The following is a 24,318-nucleotide window of genomic DNA, read 5'->3' as shown; positions in this document are numbered from 1 at the left end:
GTCGGGGGGGGGGGGGGGGGGGGGGCCCGCCCGCCCCCCCCCCCCCCCCCGGCGGGGGGGGCCCCGCCCGGGGGGGGCCCCGCCCCCCCCCTCTGTCGTGCGCGGTGCGTCAGCCCTCGTCGCCTCTGCCGTGGTCGAGGCCCTCCATCGGGTTCTCCGGGAAGTCCCCGGTGGGTGAGCCCGAGTCGGTGGGCGGCGCCGAGGTGTCCGAGGGCTCGTCGGTCGGCGGCTCGGTGGTCGGCGTCTCGGAGGGACTCGTCGGGGTCGAGGGCGGGGGCGTCGTGGTCGGCGTGTGGCTCGGAGGGGTCGAGGACGGCGGCGGCGTCGTCGGCGTGGCCGGGGCCGTCCTGGTGGGCTGGACGGCGGCGCCCATGTCGGTGTCCAGGTCGAACTTGGCGGTCGTGCTGGACACGTTGAAGGTGTAGCCGGCCCAGATCCGGGCGGGGAAGCTGCCGCCGTCGACGCGGGGCAGCCCGCCGGCCCCTTCCATGGAGACCTGCTGGTTCTGCTCCGCGGTGCCCTGGGCGCCCTCGCCGAACAGGCCCACCGAGGTGACCAGGTCCGGGGTGTAGCCGGTGAACCAGGCCGAGCGGTTGTGGTCGGACGTACCGGTCTTGCCGGCGACCTTGCGGCCGTCGCGCGAGGGGTTGTCGCGGACCGAGACCTTCGCCGTGCCGTCGTCGACCACGCCGGTCAGCACCGAGGTGACCGAGTCGGCGGCGGCCCGGCCGATGACCTGCTCCCCGATCGCGTCGTCCAGGGGGACGGAGTCGCCCTGCTTGGACACCGCCTTCACGATCTGCGGGGTGACCTGCTTGCCGTGGTTGTCGAGGGTCGCGTAGACACCGGCCATCTCCAGCGGGCTCGCGCCCATGGTGCCGAGGGTCTGGGCGTAGTACGGCTTGAGGTCGGCGTCGTCCATGCCGAGCTTCGCGGCGGTCTCCATGACCTGTTCCATGCCGACGTCGGCGCCCATCTGGGCGAAGACGGAGTTGATGGACTTGTTCGTCGCGGTCTGCACGGAGACCGGGCCGTAGCTGCGCCGGTCCTCGTTCGGCGGCGCGAAGCCGACCTTCTTGCCGTCCGCGACCACCGGCCGCCGGCTCGTGCCGTCGTAGATCGTGTCGGCGCGGATCGACTGACCGGTCTGCGTCTTCGCGTTGTTCTCCAGGGCGGCCGCGAGGATGACCGGCTTGAACGTGGAGGCGGGCTGGTAGTCGGTGCGCGTGGCGTTGTTGCGCCAGTGCTTCTCGATGCCGGCGCCGCCGTACATCGCGAGGATCTTGCCGGTCTTCGGGCTGACGGAGACCGCGCCCGCCTGCACCCGGTCGTCGGCCTTGCGGCCCGCCTTCAGGTGGTCGGTCAGCTGCTGCTCGACCGACTTCTCCAGCTGCTTCTGCTTCTTGCGGTCGATGTTCAGGGTGATGGTGTAGCCGCCCGCGTCGAACTCGGCGTCGGTGAGGTCCAGCTCCTTCATCACCTCGGCCCTGGCGGCCGTGTACAGGTACCCCTCCTGGCCCTGGAGCCCGGCGGCGGCCTTGGGCTCCTTCGGCACGGGGAACGTCATGCCCCGGCGCTCGCTCGCGCCGATCCAGTGCATGTCGACCATGTTGTCCAGGACGTAGTTCCAGCGCTGCTTGGCCAGGTCCTTGCCGGTGTCGGAGGCGATGGCCCAGTCGTACTGGTTCGGGGCCTGGAGCAGCGCGGCGAGGTAGGCGCCCTGCTCCACGGTCAGCTTCGAGGCGTCGACGTGGTAGTACGCCTGCGCCGCGGCCTGGATGCCCCAGGCGCCGCGGCCGTAGAAGCTGGTGTTGATGTACCCGGCGAGGATCTCGTCCTTGGACTTCTTGCGGTCGACCTTGAGCGAGATGACCAGTTCCTTCAGCTTGCGCGTGACGGTCTGGTCCTGCGTGAGGTAGTAGTTCTTCACGTACTGCTGGGTGATGGTCGAGCCACCCTGCTTGCCCTTGCCGGTGACCGTGTTGAGGACGCCGCGCGCGGTGCCCTTCAGGTCGACGCCCTTGTCCTTGTAGAACGACTTGTTCTCGGCCGCGACGAAGGTGTGCTGGACGCCCTTGGGCACCTCGGACAGGTCGACGATCTCCCGGTTGACCTCGCCGGTGCGGGCCATGGTGGTGCCGTCGCTGTACTTGTAGACGTTGCTCTGCCGCCTGGCGTCCTCGTTGCCCTCGGGCACGTCGATCACCATGTAGAGCACGACGAACGCGCCCATGATCAGCAGGATCAGCCCGAAGAACGCTCCGAGGAGCTTCTTCCAGCCGAAGAAGCGGCGTATGCCCGACGGCCGCGCCGCGCGCTTGCGCGCATTTCTCGCATCCGCTCGGCCCATGACCTCAGTTGCTCCGCTTCTCGTTCGTGACCAGGACTCGTCTCCGTGCACTTCCGTGCCGAATCAGCTCATGAAGCTAACACCGCGACTTAAGGCAAAACCGTGCCCTTCCGGTCATTTCCGGACGTGACAATCAGCACCTGCCCCATGGGAACCGACGATCCAGGGGTGTCGATGGTTGCCGTATGCGTTAAAGTGATATCACTTTGCTAGACAGGATTCGGGGCGCGCCGGCCACGAACCTCCAGCTCACAGAGACGGGGACCGCCATGTCCGAGACCGACGCCACACCAGACGTACCGACGATGCCCAAAGCGCGTGTGCGCGAGTTCACGGCGCACAGCATCGGCGGCGGGCTCGCCCTGCTGCTCGGGCTGCTCGGGCTGATCGCCGGCGTGGGTCTGGTCGTCCTGGGCGCCACGCTCACCTCGACGAGCGGCGCCGTGCAGGCGATCCTCGTCACCGTCGGCATCCTGACCGGGATCGCCTCGCTCTTCGCCATGGGCGGCCTGAACATGGTGGCGCCCGGCCAGGCCCGCGTGGTCCAGCTCTTCGGCCGCTACCGGGGCACGATCCGCGAGGACGGGCTGCGCTGGGTCAACCCGCTCACCTCGCGCACCAAGATCTCCACGCGGGTACGCAACCACGAGACGGCCGTCCTCAAGGTCAACGACGCCTACGGCAACCCGATCGAGCTGGCCGCGGTCGTCGTCTGGAAGGTCGAGGACACCGCGCAGGCCACCTTCGAGGTCGACGACTTCCTGGAGTTCGTCTCCACGCAGACCGAGGCGGCCGTGCGGCACATCGCCATCGAGTACCCCTACGACGCGCACGACGAGGGCGGGCTCTCGCTGCGCGGCAACGCCGAGGAGATCACCGAGAAGCTCGCCGTCGAGCTGCACGCGCGGGTCGAGGCCGCGGGCGTGCAGATCATCGAGTCCCGCTTCACGCACCTCGCCTACGCGCCCGAGATCGCCTCGGCGATGCTCCAGCGCCAGCAGGCCGGCGCCGTGGTCGCCGCCCGCCGGCTCATCGTCGACGGCGCGGTGGGGATGGTCGAGGACGCCATCGCCCGGATCAGCGAGCAGGACTTCGTGGCGCTCGACGAGGAGCGCAAGGCCGCGATGGTCAGCAACCTGCTGGTCGTGCTCTGCGGGGACCGCGCCGCGCAGCCGGTCGTCAACACGGGGACGCTCTACCAGTGACCCCGCCACCGCCTCCGGCGCGTAAACAGGTGCTGCTGCGGTTGGATCCCGCCGTGTACGAGGCGCTCGCGCGGTGGGCCGGGGACGAGTTGCGCTCCGCGAACGCGCAGATCGAGTTCGTGTTGCGGCGGGCTCTGGCCGAGGCAGGGCGGCTTCCCAGGTCGGCGGGTCCGCTGCCGCGGCGGGGTCGGCCGCCGACGAGCTCGGGTGACGAGGGTCCGCCGGCGGCCGACCGCTGAGTGGGGCTGGCCCCACCCGGGCCGGTATACACACCGGGTATACACACCGTGTACAGTCCCACCCATGTCCATCGGTCACACCCTCCTGGGGCTTCTGGAGTCCGGTCCGCGCCACGGCTACGACCTCAAACGCACATTCGACGAGACGTTCGGGCACGACAAGCCGCTGCACTACGGGCAGGTCTACTCGACCATGTCCCGCCTGCTGAAGAACGGCCTCGTCGAGGTCGACGGGCTCGAACCCGGCGGCGGCCCCGAGCGCAAGCGGTACGCGATCACCGAGGCCGGCGTCACGGACGTACAGCGGTGGCTCGCCACGCCGGAGAAGCCGGAGCCGTACCTCCAGTCGACGCTCTACACCAAGGTCGTCCTCGCCCTGCTCACCGAGCGGAACGCGGCCGGGATCCTCGACAGCCAGCGCGCCGAGCACCTGCGTCTGATGCGCATCCTCACGGACCGCAAGCGCAAGGGCGACCTCGCCGACCAGCTGATCTGCGACCACGCCCTCTTCCACCTGGAAGCCGACCTGCGCTGGCTGGAACTGACCGCCGCGCGTCTCGACAAGCTCGCCGCGGAGGTGCGCCCTTCATGACTCCCGCCGGATCCCTGCTCACCGCCCACGACCTGCACAAGGCGTACGGGCCCACGCCCGCCCTGGACGGCGCCTCGTTCACCATCCACCCCGGCGAGATCGTCGCCGTCATGGGCCCCTCGGGCTCGGGCAAGTCGACGCTGCTGCACTGCCTCGCCGGCATCGTCACCCCGGACTCCGGTTCGATCAGCTACGACGGCCGCGACCTGACGGCCCTGTCGGACGCCGAGCGCAGCGCCCTGCGCCGCACCGAGTTCGGCTTCGTCTTCCAGTTCGGCCAGCTGGTCCCCGAGCTGACCTGCGTCGAGAACGTGGCGCTGCCGCTGCGGCTGACCGGCGTCAAGCGCAAGGAGGCCGCGCGCCGGGCGACGACCTGGCTGGAGCGCCTGGAGGTCGACGGCATCGCCGGCCAGCGGCCCGGCGAGATCTCCGGCGGGCAGGGCCAGCGCGTCGCGGTGGCCCGCTCCCTGGTCACGAACCCGCGCGTGCTCTTCGCCGACGAGCCGACCGGCGCCCTGGACTCGCTCAACGGCGAGCGCGTCATGGAGCTGCTCACGGACGCGGCCCGCGGCTCGAACACCGCCGTCGTCCTGGTCACGCACGAGACGCGGGTCGCCGCGTACTCGGACCGCGAGATCGTCGTACGGGACGGCAAGTCACGGGACATGGAGTTCGCCGGATGACCCTCCTCGACGACCGCAAGAGCGCCGCGGCCGCTCCTTCGCCCGCAGGCCCGCCCGGCCGTGGCGGCTGGCTGCGCGACCTCGGGCTCGGCATCCGCTTCGCCGCGTCGGGCGGCCGTGAGGGCTGGATCCGTACGCTGCTGACCGCGCTCGGCGTCGGCCTCGGGGTGGCCCTGCTGCTCGGGGCGGCGTCCGTGCCGACGCTGATGCACCAGCGGGACGTGCGCGCCGACGCGCGCCAGCTGGGCGTCGGGCGGGACGGGCAGCTCGAGCGCGGTGAGCGCACCATGCTGGTGCAGGACGCGTCGTCCACCTTCCGGTCCAGTTCGGTGGGCGGGTACCTGGTGCGGCCCGAGGGCGCGCACGCGCCGCTGCCGCCCGGCGTCGACCGGCTGCCCGGAGCCGGCGAGATGGTGGTCTCGCCCGCTCTGCGGACGGCGCTGGACGACCCCGGCAACAAGCTGCTCAAGGAGCGCTACCCCTACCGCGTCATCGGCACGATCCACGAGCCGGGCCTCAGCGACCCCTTCGAGCAGTACCTGTACATCGGCGACGACCGTCTGGACGCCGGCCGGGGTGCCTCCCGCATCGACCACTTCGGGATGACGTACCCGAGCCAGCCGCTCGACCCGATACTCATCGTCTTCATCGTCCTCGCGTGCGTCGTGCTGCTCGTGCCGGTCGCCATCTTCATCGCGACGGCCGTCCGGTTCGGCGGCGAACGGCGTGACCGGCGGCTGGCCGCGCTCCGCCTCGTCGGGGCGGACGTGCGGATGACGCGCCGGACGGCGGCGGGCGAGGCGCTGTTCGGCACGCTGCTCGGCCTCGTGTGCGGCGGGCTCCTCTTCCTGGCCGCGCGGCAGGTGCTGGGCATGGTGAGCCTCTGGCGGCTCTCGACGTTCCCGCAGGACGTGACGCCGGTGCCCGCGCTCGCCGTCCTGATCCTGCTGGCGGTCCCGCTCGCCGCGGTCGCCGTGACGGTCCTCGCGCTGCGCTCGGTGACGATCGAGCCGCTGGGCGTCGTCCGCAGCGGCCGCACCCGGGGCCGGCGGCTGGCCTGGCGGCTGCCCGTGCCGGTCTTCGGCGCGCTGCTCCTGCTCGTGTCGGGGTCGGGGCAGACCGGGAGCACGCTCGGCATCATCCGGATCTCGACGGGCATCACGCTGATGCTGCTCGGTCTGGTGCTGGTGATGCCCTGGGTGGTGGAAGCGGTCGTGAACCGGCTGCGCGGCGGTTCGGTGCCGTGGCAACTGGCGGTGCGCAGGCTCCAGCTGACCAGCAACGGCGCGAGCCGGGCGGTCGCCGGCATCACCATCGCCGTGGCGGGCGGCATCGCCCTGCAGATGTTCACCGTCGGCATCAACGACGACTTCACCGAGACGACCGGGCAGGACCCGAAGCGGGCCCAGATCGGCGTGAACACCAGTGTGGGCGACGGAGAACTGGCCGCGCGGATGGTGCGGGACTTCCGGGCCACCAAGGGGGTCCGGTCGGTCATCGGCACCGTGGGCACCTGGGCCAACCCCTCGGGTCCCAAGCCGCACGACGACGACACCGACGCCCACACCGTGTCGGTCTCCGTCGGCGCCTGCTCCAGCCTGCGGGAGCTGGCGAAGCTGCCGTCCTGCCAGGACGGCGACACCTTCCGGGTCAAGGGGTCCGCGTACCCCGAGGACGACCGGGAGCTGGCCCGCACCGCCAGGCCCGGCGCCCGTCTCGTCCTCGGCGACGAGCCGTCCGACCGGTGGACGCTGCCCGCGGACGCCCGTCTGGTGGAGTCCCGGCGCGACCCGGCGGGCAACCGCTTCGGCGGCATCCTGGCCACCCCGGCCGCCCTGGACGTCCGGACGGTGAAGAACGCCTCGACCTCCGCGCAGATCCAGGTGGACCCCACGGTCACGGACGCGGCCGAGTACGTGCGCAACACCGCGTTCCGGCTCGACCCCGGCATGCGGGTGTGGACCTTCCAGGCGACGGCGCGCGACGAGGAGTACGCGAGCATCCGCCGGGCGCTGTTCAGCGCGGCCGCCGTGACGATGGCGCTGATCGCGGCGTCCATGCTGGTCTCGCAGATCGAGCAGCTGCGGGACCGCAAGCGCCTGTTGTCGGTCCTGGTCGCCTACGGCACGCGCCGCTCGACGCTCGCCTGGTCGGTGCTGTGGCAGACGGCGATCCCGGTCGTCCTCGGGATGGCGGTCGCGGTCGGCGGCGGCCTGGTCCTCGGGTGGCTGATGCTGCGTCTGGTCGGCAAGCCGGTCACGGACTGGCTGCTGTTCCTGCCGCTGGCCGGCGTGGGCGCGGCGGCGATCGCGGCCGTGACCCTGCTGAGCCTGCCGCCGCTGTGGCGCCTGATGCGGGCGGACGGTTTGCGGACCGAGTAAGCGCCCAGCGTCGGTGCGAACGTCACGGGCGCTGCCCCGCGGCCCTCGTCCCGGCGTCGGTGCGAAGGTCACGGGGCTCCGCCCCGGGCCCCGCTCCACAATCGCCGGAGGGGCTTGATCTGGGCCGCCGGAGGGGCTTATCCGGAGGTTCCGGAGGGGCTTATCTTGACCGGCAGACCCCGCAGCGCCATCCGCAGAGCCCCGGCCAGCTCCTCGTACTCCGCCGCCCGCGCGGCACCCGTCCGCATGGCGAGCGCGACCCGCCGCGTGGGCGCGGGCTCGGCGAAGTACCCGGTCAGCAGCTGGCTGCTGCGGCTGGTCTCGACCGCGACGGCCGTGCGGGGCAGCAGCGTCACCCCGAGGCCGCCGGCCACGAGCTGGACGAGCGTGGCGAGGCCGGCGGCGGTCGTGGTGACCGGCGCGTCGCCGCGGCCCGCCTCCCGGCAGATGTCCAGCGCCTGGTCGCGCAGGCAGTGCCCCTCGTCGAGGAGCAGCAGATTCAGCTCGCGCAGCGCCTCGCGCGGGATTCCCTCGCGCCCGCCGAGCCAGTGATCCAGCGGTGTGACGAGCACGAAGTCCTCGTCGAAGAGCGGGAGTTCGGTGACGCCCGGCACGCCGAGCGGCACGGCGAGCAGCAGCAGGTCGAGCCGCCCGGCCGTCAGCCCCTCGATGAGCGAGGCGGTCTGCTCCTCGTGCACCTGGAGATCCAGCTCCGGGTACGCCTCGTGGACCAGGCGCAGCACGGTCGGCAGCAGATACGGCGCGACGGTGGGGATCACCCCGAGCCGCAGGGCGCCGGTGAACGGCGCCCGCACCGCCTCGGCCTCCTCCAGGAGCGCGCCGACCTCGTCGAGCACCGCCCGGGCCCGCACCGCGATCCGCTCACCGGCCGGCGAGAGCAGTACCTTGCGCGTCGTACGCTCGACAAGGGCCACCCCGAGCGTCTCCTCCAGCGCGGAGACCGCGCCGGACAGGGCGGGCTGGCTCATCCCGATCGCGGCCGCCGCGTCCCGGAAGTGCAGGTGCTCCGCGACCGCGGCGAACGCCCGCAGCTGCGCCAGGCTGGGCTGCCGCTTGCGCCCGCCCGCCGGCTTTCCGTTCTGTACGGCCACTGATAGCCACCTCCGATCAACACGACCGAGTCTAGCTATTTCCGTAATCAATGCACTCTGTGCCACGATCTGAAGCAGTCCAACCCATGGAAACATCCTCAAAAGGGATGTTTCTCGCTGCAAGGAGTGCGTGTGCTCACTGTCGGTGACAAGTTCCCCGAGTTCGACCTGACCGCCTGTGTCTCCCTGGAGAAGGGCGCGGAGTTCGAGCAGATCAACCACAAGACCTACGAGGGCAAGTGGAAGATCGTCTTCGCGTGGCCCAAGGACTTCACCTTCGTGTGCCCCACCGAGATCGCCGCCTTCGGCAAGCTGAACGAGGAGTTCGCCGACCGCGACGCGCAGGTCCTCGGCTTCTCCGGTGACTCCGAGTTCGTGCACCACGCCTGGCGCAAGGACCACCCGGACCTGACCGACCTGCCCTTCCCGATGCTGGCCGATTCCAAGCACGAGCTCATGCGCGACCTCGGCATCGAGGGCGAGGACGGCTTCGCCCAGCGCGCCGTCTTCATCGTCGACCAGAACAACGAGATCCAGTTCACGATGGTGACCGCCGGTTCCGTGGGCCGTAACCCCAAGGAGGTCCTGCGGGTCCTCGACGCGCTCCAGACGGACGAGCTCTGCCCGTGCAACTGGAGCAAGGGCGACGAGACCCTCGACCCGGTCGCGCTGCTCTCGGGCGAGTGACGGAAGGGACAGGGGTACTGACATGGCTCTCGACGAACTGAAGTCCGCCATACCGGACTACGCCAAGGACCTGAAGCTCAACCTGGGCTCGGTCATCGGCAACTCGGACCTCCCGCCGCAGCAGCTGTGGGGCACGGTCCTGGCCTGCGCCATCGCCGCCCGCTCCCCGCGCGTCCTGCGCGAGCTGGAGCCCGAGGCGAAGGCGAACCTGTCGCCGGAGGCGTACACGGCCGCCAAGTCGGCCGCCGCCATCATGTCGATGAACAACGTCTTCTACCGCACGCGTCACCTGCTCTCGGACTCCGAGTACGGGACGATGCGCGCGGGCCTGCGGATGAACGTCATCGGCAACCCCGGCGTCGACAAGGTCGACTTCGAGCTGTGGTCGTTCGCGGTCTCCGCGATCAACGGCTGCGGGATGTGCCTGGACTCGCACGAGCAGGTGCTGCGCAAGGCGGATGTCTCGCGTGAGGTCGTGCAGGAGGCGTTCAAGATCGCGTCGGTTCTTCAGGCCGTCGCGGTGACCCTGGACGCGGAGGCTGCGCTCGCGTAGTGCGGCTGTGCGGTACGAGTGCGGGGCCGGATCGATATCCGGCCCCGCACTCGTGTTCCCGTCACGGGGCTCCGCCCCGGGCCCCGCTCCAGGGGCTTGGTTCTGGGACTCGCTCCTCAGTCGTCGGAGGGGCTTGAGTTGGCGCCGGACGCGCTCGGCTTGGCGTCGGGGCTTGATTTGTCCGGTTCCGGGGGGTCCACCGGAGCCAGTTCCACCGCTGTCGCTCCGTGCGGTGCGGGCAGCTGTTTCATCGCCGATTCCTGGGACCACGAGCGCAGATAGACGACCACCGTGTTCGTCACCGCCACCAGCGGCACCGCCACCACCGCGCCGCCGATCCCGGAGACCATCCCGCCGGCCGCCACGGACAGGACCACGGCCAGCGGGTGCACCCGCACCGCGCGGCCGAGGATGAACGGCTGGAGGATGTGGCCCTCGATCTGCTGCACGGCGAGGACGACCACGAGCACCATCACCGCGGTGAACACGCCCTGGGTCACCAGCGCCACGACCACCGCGAGCGCGCCGGAGACGACGGCGCCCACCAGCGGGACGAACGCGAACAGGAAGATGAAGACGGCGAGCGGCACCGCCATCGGCACGCCCAGGAAGAAGATGCCGAGGCCGATGAAGATGGCGTCGATCAGCGCGACTATGACCGTGCCCCGGACGTACGCCGTCAGCGTGCGCCAGGCCCGCGGCCCCGCCCCGGCGATCCCGGGCCGCGCCTGCGCCGGGAACAGCTTGAGCGTCCACTCCCAGATCCGCTTGCCGTCGTAGAGCAGGAACAGCGTCGAGAACATCGCGAGCAGGATGCCGGTCATCGCCTCGACGATGACGGTGACGCCCTCCAGGCCCGCCGAGGTTATCTCGTCGGTGTTCGCGCCGATCGCGTCCCGCAGCGACTTGGCGATGTCGTTGATCTGGTCCTCGGTCACATGGAACGGACTGTTCAGCAGCCACTTGCGCAGCTCGTCGATGCCGTCCTGGACCTGGCTGGAGAGGTTGTCGATGTTCTCCTGGACCTGCCAGACCACGAACCAGCCGACCAGCCCCATGATGACGAAGCCGAGGATCGCGGTGAGCGCGGTGGCCAGTCCCCTGGGCACGCCGCGGCGGCGCAGCCGGGCCACCGTCGGCTGGAGCAGCGCGGTGATGAGCAGTGCCGCGACGAACGCGAACACCACCAGCTGCACCGAGGCGATGACCTTCATCAGGATCCAGACGGTGCCGGCCAGCACCAGCAGCCGCCAGGCGGCCTCCGCCGCGACCCGCAGCCCCCAGGGCACGGCCACGGCCGGTTCGGGACGGGCCGACACGGCGGGCGCGTACGCGGGCGGCGGCGGCACCTGCTCGTGCGCCGCCTCCTCGGTGGCTGTCTTCTCGCTCACCGCTCGCTCCGCCTCGGCCCGGCGCTCGTCAAGGCGCTCGCCCACTCTGCTGATTCCCGCACCGACTCTGCCGAGCCAGCCTGGCACACGCTCCATGATCCGTTCCTTCCCCCGCGCGCTTCCCCCACTCCCCCGGGCCCGCCGGAAGACGACGGTACAACGGGGGACGGCGAAAGCCCCTCTCCGTCGCACGGGGAGGGGCTTCGCCAGGATGAGCGGCGGGCTGCTCAGTACCAGTGGTTGGCCTGCCAGAAGGACCAGGCCTCGCACGGGCTGCCGTAGCGCCCGTTCATGTAGTTCAGGCCCCACTTGATCTGCGTGGCCGGGTTGGTCTGCCAGTCGGCGCCCGCCGAGGAGTACTTGGAGGCGGGCAGTGCCTGGAAGAGACCGTACGCGCCGGACGAGGCGTTGGAGGCGCGGTAGTTCCAGCTGGACTCGTGGTTCACGATGTTGCTGAAGCACTGGAACTGGCCGGCCGGCACCATCTGCCGTGCCATCGCCTGGATCTGGCCGGTGGAGTAGGACGACTGGACCGAGAAGGCGGACGCGTCACGGGTGGCCGAGCGGCTGGCGACCTTCTTGGCCTCCGCGCGCTCCTTCGCCTCCTTCTCCGCCTTCTCCTTGGCGGCCTGCGCGTCCTTCTGCTTGGCGATGGCGTCCTCGGCGGCCTGCTTGCGGGCCGTCTCCTCCGCCGTCTTCTGCGCCGCGTTGTCGGCCGCGATGGCCTGCGTCTGCGCCTGCTGAGTCAGGGACGCGGTCTGCACCTGCGCCTGCTGACCCGCCGGGATGTCCGCGAGGAGGGTCGCGTCGCCGGCCGTGGCCTCAGCCGCCTCGTTCGAGGGCTGAGCGGTGCTGCCCGAGGCAACACCCACGACGGCGCCTACGGTGGTGACCGCGGTGGCCGAAGCCACTGCGAATCCCCGGACCGAGATCCGGCTCACACGGTTTCCTTCCAGCATCGCCCGCTGGAGTGTGACCCTCGCGGACGCAATCGTGCCCCCGACACTGGCCTCCCAACTGACGGGTCACGGGAGGCACGGGCCCGGTGGGCAACTCCCGCTCGGGGAGCGCCGCGTGGTGCTCGGGCGGCATACGACGTTCGCTATGAAGTTCGGGTGCAGCCGCGGCTGCGGTGGCTCTGTACCGCTGGGGGTACGCATGTGTCGTATGCGGGGCCTGACGGAACCGAGACTCTGCCGTATGCGGATGCCGCAAGGCAATTCTGTGCCGGGTGTGAAAGGTCACACCCCGTTTGCTCCACAGGAATTTCGGAAATGCGGGCGCACCAAGGCGCCGCCCGGATAAGCTCTCTGGCTTCTCCGGACGGCGCCAAGTGGGGCCAACTGCCCTAGATCTGGCCGTCCTCCAGCATTTCGGTCACCAGCGCCGCGATCTGCGAGCGCTCCGAGCGGGTGAGGGTGACGTGCGCGAAGAGCGGATGTCCCTTCAGCTTCTCGACGACCGCGACGACACCGTCGTAGCGGCCGACCCGGAGGTTGTCGCGCTGGGCGACGTCATGGGTGAGGACCACCCGCGAGTTCGCCCCGATCCGGGAGAGCACGGTCAACAGGACGTTGCGCTCCAGGGACTGGGCCTCGTCCACGATCACGAACGCGTCGTGCAGCGAGCGGCCGCGGATGTGGGTGAGCGGCAGCACCTCCAGCATGCCGCGGGAGGTGACCTCCTCGATGACCTCGCGCGAGGTGACCGCCGAGAGGGTGTCGAAGACGGCCTGCGCCCACGGCCCCATCTTCTCGGCCTCGGAGCCCGGCAGATAGCCGAGTTCCTGCCCGCCGACCGCGTACAGCGGCCGGAAGACCATCACCTTCTTGTGCTGGCGCCGCTCGAGGACGGCCTCCAGACCCGCGCAGAGGGCGAGGGCGGACTTTCCGGTGCCCGCCCGGCCGCCCATGGAGACGATGCCGATGTCCGGGTCGAGGAGCAGATCGAGCGCGATCCGCTGCTCGGCGCTGCGCCCCTTGAGGCCGAACGCCTCCCGGTCGCCGCGCACCAGGCGGACGTTGCCCTCCGGCGTGACCCGGCCGAGGGCCTTGCCGCGCTCGGAGTGGATCGTGAGCCCGGTGTGCACGGGAAGGCCGGCGGCCTCGGGGACGTAGAGCGTGTCCTCCTCGAAGAGCAGGTCGACCTGTTCCGCGGGCAGGGTCAGGTCGGACATCCCGGTGAAGCCGGAGTCCGTGATGGCGAGTTCGGCGCGGTACTCCTCGGCGAGGAGACCGACCGAGGACGCCTTGATCCTGAGCGGCAGATCCTTCGACACGACCGTGACGTCGAACCCCTCGGCCTGCAGGTTGCGGGCGACCGCGAGGATGCGGGAGTCGTTGTCCCCGAGGCGGTAGCCCGAGGGCAGGACGCTGGGGTCGGAGTGGTTGAGCTCGACGCGGAGCGTGCCGCCCAGGTCCCCGGTGGGGATCGGGGCGTCGAGCCGCCCGAAGCGGATGCGGTAGTCGTCCAGCAGGCGCAGCGCCTGCCGGGCGAAGTACCCCAGCTCCGGATGGTGCCGTTTGGCCTCCAACTCCGTGACCACGACGACAGGAAGGACCACTTCGTGTTCGTCGAACCGGGTCATGGCGTTCGGATCGGCCAGCAGGACGCTGGTGTCGAGAACATAGGTGCGCCGGTCTGGCTTGTGGCGCTTGTTGCTGGTCACCACGGAAGGACGTACCCCCTCGGAAGAGGTCGGGGAGCGACGGAGGGAATGCAGGGCCGGAAGGGCGGGCATGAACTGCCGGTCGTCGACCCCCGCGCGCGGGCCGAGAGCCGGCCCTCCAAGTCGACGCCCGTACCGGACTGCGTACGGTCCACCTGGTGCAAAGGGCCTCCCGGGCGGACGGCCCCGTGCCGTCCGCTGAGAACCGGCGTCCGTGGTTCGGACACCGACCTGGAAGGTCTATTCCCTCGAACACGCGCGGCCATGCCACGGCACACGGCGGCGCGTACGTTAACTCCTGATGACCCCTTCGGACTCCGGGTCCGCGGTGCGGCGGGTCAGCCGCCGAAGCGGCGGTGCCGGGCGGCGTAGTCGCGCATCGCCCGCAGGAAGTCGACCTTGCGGAAGGCGGGCCAGAAGACGTCGCAGAAGTAGTACTCCGAGTGCGCCGTCTGCCACAGCATGAACCCGGACAGGCGCTGCTCGCCGCTGGTGCGGATGACGAGGTCGGGGTCGGGCTGGGCGCTGGTGTAGAGGTGCTTGCCGATCAGGTCGATGGTGACGTCGTCGGCGACCTGCTCCAGGGTGGTGCCCTTGTCGGCGGCGTCCAGGAGCATCGAGCGGACGGCGTCGGCGATCTCCTGGCGGCCGCCGTAGCCGATCGCGACGTTGACCAGTATCCCGGGCCGGTCGGCGGTGGCCTCCTCGGCCTCCTTGAGCGCCGTCCGCATGCCGGAGGGGAGGATGTCGGCGGCGCCGACGTGGTGCACGCGCCAGCGGCCGTCGGTGGCCAGGGAGCGCACGACGCCCTCGATGATGGCGAGCAGCGGGACCAGTTCCTCCTGGGGCCGGTCGAAGTTGTCCGTCGACAGCAGCCACAGGGTGACGACCTCGACGTCCGTCTCACTGCACCAGCCGAGGAACTCCTCGATCTTGACGGCGCCCGCCTGGTGGCCCTGGGCGGCGGTGGAGCCGGCGGCCTTCGCCCAGCGCCGGTTGCCATCCATGATGACCCCGATGTGCTTGGGCACCTGGGCGTGGTCCAGGTGGCCCTCCACCCGGCGTGCGTACAGCCCGACCAGCAGGCCGCGCAGCCTGTCGCGCAGGTTCACGGTGTTCTCAGCCTCTCCGTGCCGACGGCGGTCCCCGAAGGCGAAAGCCTACCTCTGTGTCCGTGCCCCTTCCGCCGCGCCCGGGTCGCCTGCGGGCACCCTGCGTCAGGTACTCACTAGGGGAGTTCAGCCGACTGACGTAGTTTCGTCTCCATGAACGACACCTCTCCCTATGCCGCCGCCGGCGACCGGTACGCGTCCATGGAGTACCGGCGTACGGGCCGCAGCGGTCTGAAGCTGCCCGCGATCTCGCTGGGCCTGTGGCACAACTTCGGCGACGACCGCACGCTCGACTCGCAGCGCGCGATCCTGCGCCGCGCCTTCGATCTGGGCGTCACCCACTTCGACCTGGCCAACAACTACGGGCCGCCGGCCGGCTCCGCCGAGCTGAACTTCGGCAAGATGTTCGCCCAGGACTTCGCCCCGTACCGGGACGAGCTGGTCATCTCGACCAAGGCGGGCTACCTCATGCACCCCGGCCCGTACGGCGAGTGGGGCAGCCGCAAGTACCTGCTCTCCTCGCTCGACGCGTCGCTGAAGCGGATGGGCCTCGACTACGTCGACATCTTCTACTCGCACCGCTTCGACCCGGACACCCCGCTCGAGGAGACGATGGGCGCGCTCGCCTCCGCGGTACAGCAGGGCAAGGCGCTGTACGTCGGCGTCTCCTCCTACACCAGCGAGCAGACGGCCGAGGCCGCGCGGCTGCTCAAGGAGATGGGCGTGCCGGCCCTGATCCACCAGCCGTCCTACTCGATGATCAACCGCTGGACCGAGGACGACCGGCTGCTCGACACCCTGGAGGCGGCCGGGATGGGCTGCATCTCCTTCGTGCCGCTCGCGCAGGGCCTGCTCACCGGCAAGTACCTGACGGGCATCCCGGAGGGGTCGCGGGCCACGCAGGGCAAGTCGCTCGACCCGGATCTGCTCAGCGACGAGGTCGTGCGGCGGCTCAACGGCCTGAACGACATCGCGCAGCGCCGCGGCCAGTCCCTCGCGCAGCTCGCGCTCGCCTGGGTGCTGCGGGACGAGCGGATGACGTCGGCGCTGATCGGCGCCTCCAGCGTCAAGCAGCTGGAGGAGAACGTGGCGGCGCTCGCGGGGCCGAAGCTGACGGACGAGGAGCTGACCGAAATCGACTCGTTCGCCGTCTCCACCCCCGGCACCAACATCTGGGCCGGCCGGAGCTGATCCGGGCAGAAAAAAACGGGCCGGTCCGTGGGGGGGGGGATACGGACCGGCCCGAGGGGGGGTTTCCACCATAACCCTTCGTAAGTGAAGTCGCGCGCATCGGCGTGCCCCCACTACTCTCCGCAGTCGCCCGGCTGCGGCCCGCGGGGCGTTTCCGGCCGCCGCGCTCGGGGCTCAGGCGCCTCTGTGGCACCGCGGCCACCGTCGTCACGGGCGGTCGCCGTGGGTCCGGCGTCCCTCTCCCGTGTCAGGCGCGTGGTTGACGTGCGCCGGGGCGGCGGCGTCCGCGGCCGCGGATATGGCGCATTCCCGGCCGCGCTGCGGGCCGGACGCGGGACGGCGCGGCCGGCACGACGGCAGGCGGTACCGCGCGGCCCCCTCCACCGCGCGGTCCCGCCGCGCAGCTTTGCTCACGCGAATTGCCGTTGGTATGAACTTACGTGAGGCGGACGTGCGGATCGAGTGTGCGCCGGTAACGATGCGGAATCGGTTGCCCCGCCCTCGCCGACGCGCTACGCGGGCCGTTTGCGGGCCTCGATCAGGTGCCGGGTGCTGTGGGCGACGAAGGGGCCCTCCCGCTCGATCCGCTCGTGCAGGGCGAGGAGTTGGGGCCGGTAGGCCTCGGCCGTGAAGCCCGGGACCATCCAGACGACCTTGCGCAGGAAGTGGACGACGGCCCCGATGTCGTAGAACTCCATACGCAGCCGCTCCGCGCGCAGGTCGATGACCTCCAGGCCCGCGGCCCGCGCCTGCGCCGCCTCCGTGTGCGGGTCCCGGGCCCGGCGGACCTCCGGCGGCTGCGGGCCGAGGAAGTACTCGACGACCTCGAACACGCTGCTGGGGCCGACGTGCTGGGCGAAGTACGTGCCGCCGGGGCGCAGCACACGGGCGATCTCGGCGAACGGGGCCCTGACCGGGTGGCGGCTGGTGACCAGGTCGAAGGCGGCGCCGGCGAAGGGCAGCGGGGCGTCCTCGGGGGAGGCGACGACGACCACGCCGCGGGGGGCGAGCCGCCGCGTCGCCTTCTCCACGTTCGGCGGCCACCCCTCGGTCGCGGCGGTCAGCCCCGGCAGCACGGGCGCCTGGGCCAGGACCTCGCCGCCGCCGGTCTGCAGGTCGAGGGCGGCCCCGGCGCCGGCCAGCCGCTCCGCCATGGCCCGGGCGTACCCCCATGACGGGCGCTCCTCGGTGGCCCGCCCCGCGAACCAGGAGAAGTCCCAGCCCTCGGTGGGCGCGGCGACGGCCTGCGCGACCAGCTCGTCGAAGGGGCGGCGGTGCGGTGTCTGCGCGTCCTCGCTCATGCCCCCATGATCCCGGAGCACGGAGTCTTCTTCATCTCCATTTGTCCGGGGCACCGTTGACCGGCGTGGTGGGGATGGCACCAGGGGCGGTACGGGGGCAGCCCCTCTTCCGGGGGGCCCGGTGAACGCACGTACCCTTGGCGGACCCCCGCACCCGTCAGAACCGCGGCCCCCCACGTACCGTCCCCGTACCCGCGGGCCCGTCCGTCCCACCGCAGAGATGCGAGCACATGTCCGTACGTTCCGCGATAGCGACCTGGCTGACCCGCCTCTACTTCTCCCGGCTACGGAGGAAGGGGACCGGCCTCGATCTGTCCGTGCTGGCGAAACTGCCCGACGGAGCGCTGCTGCCGCTGCGCCGCGAGGGGCTCGACCCGGTCCCCGAGATCGGTGCGCTGCGCGAGCGCGAACCCGTCAGCAGACTGCCGATCCCCGGCATGACGGTGTGGCTCGTCTCCGGCTACGACGAGGCGAAGGAGGTCCTGGGCGACGCCAAGGCGTTCAGCAACGACTTCCGGCACCTGGTCGGGGTGGGCGGCGCGGGCGCCGACCAGAACCCGGGCGGCCTCGGCTTCTGCGATCCGCCGGACCACACGCGGCTGCGCCGGCTGCTCACCCCCGAGTTCACGATGCGCCGCCTCGCCCGGCTGACCCCGCGCATCCACGCCATCGTCGAGGAGCAGCTGCGCCACCTGGAGAAGGCGGCGCAGGAGTCGCCGGACGGGTCGGTCGACTTCGTCGAGCACTTCGCGATGCCGGTACCGGCCCTGGTGATATGCGAGTTGCTCGGTGTCCCCTACGAGGAGCGCGACGCCTTCCAGCGGTTCTCGGTCGCCCGGTTCGACGTGCTGGGCGGGGCGGGCGCCTCGTTCGGCGCGGTCTCGCAGTCCCTGGACTACCTGCGCGGGGTCGTCGCCGCGCAGCGCCGCGATCCCGGCGAGGGCCTGCTCGGCATGCTGGTGCGCGAGCACGGCGAGGCCATCACGGACGAGGAGTTGACGGGGCTCGCCGACGGCGTGCTGACCGGCGGTCTGGAGACCACCGCCAGCATGATCGCCCTCGGCACGCTGATCATGCTCCAGGACCGGGCCCACTTCGACGCGTTGCGCGACGCCGCGGACCCGGCGGCGGTCGCGGCGCCCTTCGTCGACGAACTCCTGCGCCATCTCACCGTCGTCCAGACCGCGTTCCCGCGCTTCGCCCGCGAGGACACGACGGTCGGCGGGGTCCCCGTCCGCGGCGGCGACATCGTCATCGTCTCGCTGAGCGCGGCCGACCGCGATCCGCGCCTGGGCGGGGCCGGCGACGACATGGACGCCTTCCTGCCCGCGCGCCCGCCGGCCGCCTCGCACCTCGCGTTCGGCTACGGCATCCACCGCTGCATCGGGGCGGAGCTCGGCAAGATGGAGTTGCGGGCGGCCTTCCCGCAACTGGTGCGCGGCTTCCCCGGCCTGCGCCTCGCGGTGCCGGCCGCGGAGCTGGAGTTCCGCAAACTGTCGATCGTCTACGGGGTGGACGCGCTGCCGGTCTACCTGGGCGGCCCGGACGCCTGACGCGTCTCGCGGCGCAGACCGATGAGTTCGGCTACGGCGTCCAGCCAGCGGGCGGTGAGCGTCTCGCCGTCCGGGTCCGCGCCGGTGGCCTGCGCCGCCGTCTCCAGCCAGCCGCGCAGCACCGCGGCCGCGGCCGGGGCGGGCAGCGGCTCGGGGAGAGCGGCGGCGTAGCGGACGCCGCCGGCCCGCACGGTCTTGGCGACGAAGGAGAGCGAGCGCGGCAGGACGCCGAGCCGGTCCAGGGTGATGGCCGCGGCGATGGCGCCGTCGCCGGACAGCGCCGGGCGGAAGGCCGCGCGGGTCTCGGGGTTGAGGCCGTACCTCAGCAGCGCGGCGACGTCGGTCGCCGCCAGGAGCTGGTCGTCGGTGCGGGGGGCGGGCGTGGCGGGGGGCATGGGGACCTCGGTTCCGGTCAGCGGACCGTGACGCTGAACACGTAGAAGGCGGCCCGGGCGCCCGGGGCACCGGCGGCCGTGGGGTACGGGGAGAGGGACGCGGAGGGCGCCGGGGACGGCGCGGCGGTGGGATCGGACGTGCCGGCCGTCGTCGTCGGGGTGGGCGTGGGGTACGGGGTGCCCTCGGTGGGCCCGTGGCAGGTGCTCGTCGGGCAGTACAGGAGCCGTACCGTCGTGCGGCCCTTGGCGCGGGCCGTGAAGTCGAAGGACTGGGTGCCGTCGGCGCCGCCGTCCAGGGGGCTGCCGTCGGTGTCGCGGCGCTCCCCGCGGTACTTCAGGACGCTCGTGTCCGGGGCGGGATCCATCAGGTACCAGGCCTGGTTGAAGGACGGGTTGGCCGGGACGGTGAGGGAGAACGCCTCCCCCGCCGTGACCTTCACGTCCCGGTCCTCGGGGCCGAAGGCGGTGCCGCCGCCGGAGTCGCCGCAGGCGGTGAGCGCGAGGCCGAGCAGGGCGGCGAGCGCCGCGGCGCGCAGGGTCGGCTTCAAGGGCTTGAAGGGCTTCATGGGGATCATCGGGATCAGTCCTCGGGTACGTGGACGGCATAGGCGTCGGGCAGGTCGTTGTCGCTGGCCTTGGCCATGCCTCCGTTGACGAAGTCGTCCTCGCTGATCCAGGTGGTCGTGCCCCAGGGGTTGTAGACCTGGAGCATGTCGCCCTCCTGGCCGACGATCATCACCGCGTGCCCGGAACGGTCGCCGTCGTCATAGCCCTCGATGCCGACGGGGACCGGCTTGCCCTCGGCCACCGAGCGCTCGATGTCCGGCAGCACGTCGCGCCGGTCGTCGGCGCTCTTGACCTCCTTGAAGTCGTAGCCGCTGCCGGTGTGCGGGCTGATCTCCTTGTTCACGACCTCGGTCTTGCCGTCGTTGTCCATGCCGTCGGGGACGTCCGTCCAGAAGTGCGTGTGGTCGCCGTCGCCCTCCTCGTGCACCCGGTGCTGCTCGTCGACGAGCCGCTCGCGGAAGGCCGCCGCGTCGTTCTCCTGCCCGCTGGGGCCGCCGGTGAGTCCGAGGGCGTAGACCGGGTCGACCATGGCGCGGGCGGTGACGGTCGAGGACGCGACGCACGAGCCTTCCTGGCCGTCGCCGCCCTGGGTCCAGCCCTGTCCGGCGAAGTCCTGCCGGTCGGTGTTCTTGTTGGACCCGTCGGCGTTGCGTCCCTCGTCGTCCATGCTGTCGGTCTCGGTGGTGACCGGCGCCAGGTGCTCCTGGAGCCACATCGGGTCCTTGCCGTGGATCTTCCCGCCGAAGGTCTCCACGTCGTCCACGGAGTGCCCCGAGGCGAGGGCCTTCATCAGGTACGCCTTCTCCTGCGGGGAGGAGGCCTGCGCCAACAGCCGCTCCATGCGGGCCCGTTCGGCGGGCGAGAGGTTCTCCATGGCCTGCCCGGAGCGCTCCAGGTCGTTGGCGCTGAGGATCTCGTTCCACTCCGGGTCGCCGCTGACGTTGCTCGTGTCGGCGAGCGCGAGCCGGTCCACGGCGGAGAGTTCGTCGGTGTCCATCTTCCCGGCGCGGGCCTCGGCCGCGTACTTGTTGAGGTCGCGGGCCGCGGCCCGGGCCGCGTCGTCGGCGGCGACCGCGGCGTCGTACAGCTCGTCGACGCCGGTGGTGGCGAGCGCGCGGGCCTTCTTGCGCGCCGCCTCCTCCCCGTCGTCCTCGTGCCAGGTGTCGAAGAAGCCGTCCTTGTCGCCGAGCTGGCCGCGGGCGTCGCGCAGTTTGGTGCGGCCCGTGCCGTCCAGGGTCTGCGCGGCTTCGAGGGCGTCGGCGAGCGTGATGAGGGCGTTGCCGCCGCCGCGCAGGGCGTCGGCCATCTGTTCGGCGGCGCGGGTGGCGGCGTCCACGGCGGTGGCGGCGAGCACCGAGGTGTCCCCGACCCAGACGTTCGGCAGCCCCTTGCGGGAGACGGCGTCGGAGCGGTCGTGGACCTTCATGGCGTCGTCGGCCTGGCCGCGGTAGCGCTTGCCGAGCGACTCGATCGTGGCCGGGTCGCCCTCGGGCGCGGCGACGCCGAGCGCGTCGTCGATCGCGTCGATCAGGTCGTTCTTGCTGCCGGCGCCGGAGACGGAGCCGCGCAGCCCGTCGAGGCGCTTGCGGCGGTCGGTGGTGGATTCGGTCACGGTGGATCGGCCCCTCGGGGTGGTCGGCGACGGTGACGTCGCGGGTGCGTGGCGGGCGCCCGGGCGCCGGTCAGTAGTCGGTCAGGGCCGAGGGGCGGTCGCCCTGGACGGGGTTGGTGCCGATCGGGGCGGTGCCCAGGGCGGCGGGCCGGTCCGCGCGGACCGGCCCGGTGCCGACCGCGGCGCCGCCGAACGTGCCGTGGGCGGGGTTGGTGCCGACGGCGTCGCCGACGGAGACGCGCTCGGCGTTGGTGCGCACGAGCCCGTCGGAGCCCGCGTAGGCGCCCTTGGACGCGCGCACCTTGCCCGCGAGTTCGTGCAGCGCGTCCTCCAGGGTGCGGGCCTCGGCGGTCCACGCCGTGGTGTACGCGGTGAAGGCGGGGCCGGAGTCGGAGCCGCCGAGCGTCTCCTGCGCGTAGCAGGGCGTGGCGGCGAGTACTTGCCGGACGGCACCGGCGTCCTCGCCCGCGCCGTCCAGCTCCTCCGCCTGGCTCTTCATGCCGGCGTGTTTGACGAGATACCCGTCACGTGTCCCCATGGCGCTCCCCCGAGGCAGTCAACGCACCTGACAGAACGACAGGTTGGCTACGTTGATGCGCGTAATGATCGCCTAAAGGCACCCTGTCGACAACTTCCGTCACACCATGCGCACAAGCCGCCGCGATCCTCCGGCTTGGCGGCCGGATCGGACCCCCATGACCCGCGGGCCGTCACCGTCGCTCGGCGCACATTGCGGCTCGCTCTGCATGTCCACGGGCTCGTCGCCCTCACCGGACTGGCCGAGCTTCTCGCGACCGAGTTGGTCTCCAATGCCGTCCAACACCCGGCGGGACCCGCTCATTCCGAGGGGTCGACGAAAATCCCGCCCGCGCCGATCACATGAACGCCCGCTCGGCCGGCTTTCCCTCAGTCGCCCTTCGGGAACGACACCTCCACCCGGCGGTTCTTCTTGCGGCCCGTTTCCGTGGCGTTGTCCGCGATCGGGTAGTCCTCGCTGTAGCCACGGACCTGGAACGTGAGGTTCCCGGCCTTCGCGCCGAGCGCGGTACTCAGTTCGTCGTGGACGGCTTCCGCGCGCTTCTTGGAGAGGGTGAGGCCGTGGGCGTACGAGCCCAGGTTGTCGGTGAAGCCGAACACCCGCACGGCGCCGGCCTTCTGGGTGTTGATCTCGTCGGCGATGGCCTGGATGCGGGAGTGGGCGTCCGGGTTGAGTCTGGCGCTGTCCTTGGCGAAGAGGACCTCGGCCTGGAGCGCGAAGGTGATGTCCTCGTTCGTGTCGGAGCGGCGCTCGTCACCGGAGAGGTCCTCCACGACGGACTTGATGTCCAGCACCTTGGCGGGGGCGAGGGTCGCGCCGTCGGCGAGTTTGAGGCCGGGGCTGTTGGCGTCGACCCGCGGGGGCGGGGAGCTGGTGGTCGAGCCGGGGGGCGCGGAGGGGGTGGGGCCGTCCGCTTGGGCCGGGCCGGCCGACAGGAGGACGGCCGCGGCCGCCGTGCACATCGCCGCTGCGGTCAGAGGTCGTCGCGGCATCGTCACTCGCCCTCGGTGAGCTCGATCGAGGCGGGGGGCATGGCGCCGACCTGGAACGAGAGGGAGTCGGTGCCGTCCGGCGGGGCCGGGAACTGGGCGTACCAGGTGGCGGTCTCGCCCGACCTGAGCCGGCTGAACTTCGTGCACAGGCAGCGGCCCGTGGTGTCGCGCAGGACCAGGTACTTCTTCTTGCCTTGCTGGTCCACCAGACTGGCTCCGGACATCGAGCCGCCGTTCACCGCTAGTTCGCGCTCGTCGCTCTGCCAGTTCGCGGCCATCCACGACCCGCTCCCGTCATTGCGGACCGTCCCGGTCACGCTGACGAAACCGCCCTCGTCCCGGGTCGCCGTGAGGATGGAGACGGTCACATCGCCGTCCTTCGACTCGGCGAGGGCCTCGCCTCCCGGGTCCGCGGACCGGGACGGCTCGGGGCTGTCCCCCTTGCCGGCCGACGCGGATGTCGTGGAGTCCTTCGGTTTACCGTCACCCTCGTCCCCGCCTCCGCCGCAGCCGCCCACGGCGAGCACCAGTCCGGTCGTGAACGCCGCGGCGGCCAGCGCCCGGCGGGTCGTCGTTGTACGCCGAAAACTCATCGCTGCGGCTTCCCTCTCTCGTCGATCACTCTTCAGTCGGCCAGGTGGACAGAGAACAGGAGCGACGCGTCGGGGAGGTCGGTCAGGTCGAAATCGTCGGGGTCGATATCGATCTGCCGGTCGCCACACCTGAGCTGGACGGGCTTCGTCCCGTCCGCATCCGAAGGCAGGTCGCAGCGGGGTTCGATCACCGCCGTCGCGTGGGCTCTCGCCTTGTCGTTCTCGGTGCCGGGGATGATCGTGTCGCCCACCGTGTAACGCGTCCGCACCTCGACCCGGTAACCCGGGAAGCCATTGACCTCGGTGTCGTCGGGTCCGCCGACCACCTCTGCGTCGTTCTCGGCGGCCAGCTGTGCGGCCGCGGCCTGCGCGTCCGCACCCTCGAACTGCCGGCCGTCCAGCCAGTCCAGCCAGCCGTCGTCGTGTCCCACGGCCCGGCCCAGTCCGTCCATCAGCTCGTCACGGGCCGACTGCGCAGCCGCCAGCGCGGCCGCGTCCGCCGCCGACTGTGCGCCGTTGCGCGCCGACGCCGCCTGGGCGAAGGCGAAGAAGGCGAACGCGGCGAAGAGCAGGATCCCCGTCAGCCAGATGTAGAGGGGCAGC

General features: G+C 71.4%; 23 protein-coding genes and 1 pseudogene. 10 read left to right on the top strand and 14 right to left on the bottom strand.

The window, feature by feature from the left end:
- Positions 1-109: 109 nt before the first annotated feature.
- Positions 110-2,350, bottom strand: coding sequence for a transglycosylase domain-containing protein (locus ABZY33_RS01235; protein WP_356489328.1), 2,241 nt, complete (start codon positions 2,348-2,350; stop codon positions 110-112).
- A gap of 269 nt (positions 2,351-2,619) precedes the next feature.
- On the opposite strand from ABZY33_RS01235, the gene ABZY33_RS01230 reads away from it, so the two are divergent.
- The 5 genes from ABZY33_RS01230 (at position 2,620) to ABZY33_RS01210 (ending at position 7,450) form a co-directional block, all read left to right on the top strand.
- Positions 2,620-3,555, top strand: a complete 936-nt coding sequence (locus tag ABZY33_RS01230; RefSeq protein ID WP_356489327.1) for an SPFH domain-containing protein — start codon at positions 2,620-2,622, stop codon at positions 3,553-3,555.
- Complete coding sequence (locus ABZY33_RS01225; RefSeq protein WP_356489326.1) at positions 3,552-3,794, top strand: hypothetical protein; 243 nt, start codon at positions 3,552-3,554, stop codon at positions 3,792-3,794. Before ABZY33_RS01230 ends, ABZY33_RS01225 begins: the two co-directional genes overlap by 4 nt.
- A 64-nt stretch (positions 3,795-3,858) precedes the next feature.
- Positions 3,859-4,386: a PadR family transcriptional regulator gene (locus ABZY33_RS01220; protein WP_356489325.1), complete on the top strand. Its 528-nt coding sequence runs from the start codon at positions 3,859-3,861 to the stop codon at positions 4,384-4,386.
- Complete coding sequence (locus tag ABZY33_RS01215) at positions 4,383-5,069, top strand: ABC transporter ATP-binding protein (protein ID WP_356489324.1); 687 nt, start codon at positions 4,383-4,385, stop codon at positions 5,067-5,069. The genes ABZY33_RS01220 and ABZY33_RS01215 overlap by 4 nt, the downstream gene beginning before the upstream one ends.
- The gene (locus ABZY33_RS01210; protein WP_356489323.1) at positions 5,066-7,450 is read left to right on the top strand and encodes an FtsX-like permease family protein; all 2,385 of its coding nucleotides are present in this window, start codon (positions 5,066-5,068) and stop codon (positions 7,448-7,450) included. Before ABZY33_RS01215 ends, ABZY33_RS01210 begins: the two co-directional genes overlap by 4 nt.
- A 137-nt stretch (positions 7,451-7,587) precedes the next feature.
- Here ABZY33_RS01210 and ABZY33_RS01205 read toward each other — a convergent pair whose 3' ends face one another.
- Complete coding sequence (locus ABZY33_RS01205) at positions 7,588-8,562, bottom strand: hydrogen peroxide-inducible genes activator (RefSeq protein WP_356489322.1); 975 nt, start codon at positions 8,560-8,562, stop codon at positions 7,588-7,590.
- Between the two features lie 132 nt (positions 8,563-8,694).
- Here ABZY33_RS01205 and ABZY33_RS01200 point away from each other — a divergent pair, with 132 nt between their 5' ends.
- Together ABZY33_RS01200 and ABZY33_RS01195 are read left to right on the top strand one after the other, a co-directional pair.
- Positions 8,695-9,249: a peroxiredoxin gene (locus ABZY33_RS01200; protein ID WP_356489321.1), complete on the top strand. Its 555-nt coding sequence runs from the start codon at positions 8,695-8,697 to the stop codon at positions 9,247-9,249.
- Between the two features lie 22 nt (positions 9,250-9,271).
- On the top strand, positions 9,272-9,802 hold the full coding sequence (locus ABZY33_RS01195; protein ID WP_356489320.1) for an alkyl hydroperoxide reductase: 531 nt from the start codon (positions 9,272-9,274) through the stop codon (positions 9,800-9,802).
- A gap of 116 nt (positions 9,803-9,918) precedes the next feature.
- Here ABZY33_RS01195 and ABZY33_RS01190 read toward each other — a convergent pair whose 3' ends face one another.
- From ABZY33_RS01190 to ABZY33_RS01175, 4 genes are all read right to left on the bottom strand, one after another.
- Entirely contained in the window at positions 9,919-11,289 is a 1,371-nt protein-coding gene (locus ABZY33_RS01190) for an AI-2E family transporter (RefSeq protein ID WP_356489319.1), read from the bottom strand.
- A gap of 131 nt (positions 11,290-11,420) precedes the next feature.
- Positions 11,421-12,152, bottom strand: a complete 732-nt coding sequence (locus ABZY33_RS01185) for a lytic transglycosylase domain-containing protein (protein WP_356489318.1) — start codon at positions 12,150-12,152, stop codon at positions 11,421-11,423.
- A 389-nt stretch (positions 12,153-12,541) separates the two neighbouring features.
- Positions 12,542-13,864: a PhoH family protein gene (locus tag ABZY33_RS01180; protein ID WP_356489317.1), complete on the bottom strand. Its 1,323-nt coding sequence runs from the start codon at positions 13,862-13,864 to the stop codon at positions 12,542-12,544.
- Positions 13,865-14,199: 335 nt separating this feature from the next.
- Positions 14,200-14,973 (bottom strand): isoprenyl transferase, encoded by a 774-nt coding sequence (locus tag ABZY33_RS01175; RefSeq protein ID WP_356489316.1) that lies wholly within the window; start codon positions 14,971-14,973, stop codon positions 14,200-14,202.
- A gap of 153 nt (positions 14,974-15,126) precedes the next feature.
- Between ABZY33_RS01175 and mgrA the strand changes: the two genes are divergently transcribed.
- Complete coding sequence (gene mgrA / locus ABZY33_RS01170; protein WP_356489315.1) at positions 15,127-16,164, top strand: L-glyceraldehyde 3-phosphate reductase; 1,038 nt, start codon at positions 15,127-15,129, stop codon at positions 16,162-16,164.
- A gap of 512 nt (positions 16,165-16,676) precedes the next feature.
- Here the strand turns inward: mgrA and ABZY33_RS01165 are convergent.
- Entirely contained in the window at positions 16,677-17,465 is a 789-nt protein-coding gene (locus tag ABZY33_RS01165; RefSeq protein ID WP_356489314.1) for a class I SAM-dependent methyltransferase, read from the bottom strand.
- A gap of 230 nt (positions 17,466-17,695) precedes the next feature.
- Between ABZY33_RS01165 and ABZY33_RS01160 the strand changes: the two genes are divergently transcribed.
- Positions 17,696-19,018: a cytochrome P450 gene (locus ABZY33_RS01160; protein WP_356489313.1), complete on the top strand. Its 1,323-nt coding sequence runs from the start codon at positions 17,696-17,698 to the stop codon at positions 19,016-19,018.
- On the opposite strand, the gene ABZY33_RS01155 is transcribed toward ABZY33_RS01160, so the two are convergent.
- The 4 genes from ABZY33_RS01155 to ABZY33_RS01140 form a co-directional block, all read right to left on the bottom strand.
- Positions 18,994-19,413: a hypothetical protein gene (locus tag ABZY33_RS01155; RefSeq protein WP_356489312.1), complete on the bottom strand. Its 420-nt coding sequence runs from the start codon at positions 19,411-19,413 to the stop codon at positions 18,994-18,996. The two genes, ABZY33_RS01160 and ABZY33_RS01155, sit on opposite strands and share 25 nt — an antisense overlap.
- A 17-nt stretch (positions 19,414-19,430) precedes the next feature.
- Entirely contained in the window at positions 19,431-19,988 is a 558-nt protein-coding gene (locus ABZY33_RS01150) for a protease inhibitor I42 family protein (RefSeq protein WP_356489311.1), read from the bottom strand.
- A 5-nt stretch (positions 19,989-19,993) separates the two neighbouring features.
- Positions 19,994-21,592 carry a WXG100 family type VII secretion target gene (locus ABZY33_RS01145; RefSeq protein WP_356489310.1) on the bottom strand — a complete coding sequence of 533 codons (1,599 nt, stop codon included), beginning with the start codon at positions 21,590-21,592 and terminating at the stop codon, positions 19,994-19,996.
- A gap of 70 nt (positions 21,593-21,662) precedes the next feature.
- Positions 21,663-22,130 (bottom strand): hypothetical protein, encoded by a 468-nt coding sequence (locus tag ABZY33_RS01140; RefSeq protein ID WP_356489309.1) that lies wholly within the window; start codon positions 22,128-22,130, stop codon positions 21,663-21,665.
- Between the two features lie 135 nt (positions 22,131-22,265).
- Between ABZY33_RS01140 and ABZY33_RS01135 the strand changes: the two are divergent.
- Positions 22,266-22,430 (top strand): annotated as a pseudogene (locus ABZY33_RS01135) (ATP-binding protein); the annotation flags it as partial.
- A gap of 68 nt (positions 22,431-22,498) precedes the next feature.
- Here ABZY33_RS01135 and ABZY33_RS01130 read toward each other — a convergent pair.
- Genes ABZY33_RS01130 through ABZY33_RS01120 form a run of 3 tightly spaced genes read right to left on the bottom strand, consistent with a single transcriptional unit; the run spans position 22,499 to position 24,317 of the window.
- On the bottom strand, positions 22,499-23,122 hold the full coding sequence (locus ABZY33_RS01130; RefSeq protein ID WP_356489308.1) for an OmpA family protein: 624 nt from the start codon (positions 23,120-23,122) through the stop codon (positions 22,499-22,501).
- A gap of 2 nt (positions 23,123-23,124) precedes the next feature.
- The gene (locus ABZY33_RS01125) at positions 23,125-23,715 is read right to left on the bottom strand and encodes a hypothetical protein (protein ID WP_356489307.1); all 591 of its coding nucleotides are present in this window, start codon (positions 23,713-23,715) and stop codon (positions 23,125-23,127) included.
- 32 nt (positions 23,716-23,747) lie between these two features.
- Positions 23,748-24,317, bottom strand: a complete 570-nt coding sequence (locus tag ABZY33_RS01120) for a pilus assembly protein TadG-related protein (RefSeq protein ID WP_356489352.1) — start codon at positions 24,315-24,317, stop codon at positions 23,748-23,750.
- Position 24,318 lies beyond the last annotated feature (1 nt).

Source organism: Streptomyces sp. NPDC006552 (genome assembly GCF_040611655.1).
Classification (GTDB): Bacteria; Actinomycetota; Actinomycetes; order Streptomycetales; family Streptomycetaceae; genus Streptomyces.
Note: the sequence above shows the minus strand (reverse complement) of the source record. Positions and strands in the feature narration are given on the sequence as shown.